Origin of the sequence: Micromonospora sp. CPCC 206061, assembly GCF_036906915.1 — a bacterium.
In the GTDB taxonomy this organism is placed as follows: Bacteria; Actinomycetota; Actinomycetes; order Mycobacteriales; family Micromonosporaceae; genus Phytohabitans.
In genome coordinates, this window is record NZ_JBAKHX010000217.1 from 1 (window position 1) to 1,017 (window position 1,017).

Here is a 1,017-nt window from a genome sequence, read left to right on the forward strand (position 1 = left end):
CCCGGTGGGCCCGGTGGGCCGACCGGTCCCGGACGGCGCGGCGGTAAGAGCGGCAAGGGTGGCGACCCGGCGGCGATCAAGAAGGCGAAGCGGCGCAAGCGGGTCAACCTGATCGTCGCGGCGTTCGCGGTGCTGGTCATGCTCGCGGGTGGCGCGGTTGTCGGCTTGACGTGGTTCTACGACGATGTGCCGCAGTACAAGACTGACGAGCTTCAGGCCACCAGCATCGTCTTCGAAAACGGCGCGACGATGGCGACGTTGGGTGAGTTCAATCGGACCGTGGTGCCGGCGGCCGAGATCTCGCCGCTGGTGAAGCACGCGGTGATGGCGGCTGAGGACAAGAACTTCGAAGACCACGAGGGCATTGACGTCAAGGGCATCATGCGGGCCGCGTGGAACAACTTCACCGGTGGCAGCACCCAGGGTGCTTCGACGATCACGCAGCAGTATGCCCGGCACGCCGCGGAGTTGACCGGCATCAACTACAACCGGAAGATCCGCGAGGCGGTGCTGGCCCGCAAGCTGGAGCAGGAGTACACGAAGGATCAGATCCTCGGTTTCTATCTCAACGCCATCTACTTCGGTCGTGGTTGTCACGGCATCGAGGCGGCGGCGCAGTGCTACTTCGGCAAGTCGGCTCTGACCAAGCCGGGGCAGCCGAAGGCGCTGACGGCGGCGGAGGCGGCGGTGTTGGCTTCGGTGATCAAGCAGCCGGAGCCGGATAGCGTGACGGGCCACCAGGGCTACGACCCGCAGATGAACCTGCAGGAAGCGCAGGCGCGGTGGGGTTACACGCTGGGCAATATGGTGGAGAAGAAGTGGCTGAGCTCCGAGGAGCGGGCCGCCGCGAAGTATCCGACCGTGAAGCAGTACGACCCGAAGAAGTGTCAGGTCGGCTGCGGCGTTGACAAGCCCACCGGAAACGTCGTGAATTACGTGCGCGAAGAGCTGGAGCAGATGGGGATCCCGGCCGCCGAGTGGAAGAAGGGCGGCTACCGGATCACCACGACGATCAAC

The 1,017-nt window shown here is 65.0% G+C and carries 1 protein-coding gene; it reads left to right on the plus strand.

Going from position 1 to position 1,017, the window contains the following annotated elements; translation table 11 throughout:
* Positions 1–1,017 (plus strand): transglycosylase domain-containing protein (locus tag V6V89_RS41470; RefSeq protein WP_334625232.1); only part of this gene is annotated, 1,017 nt, incomplete at both ends.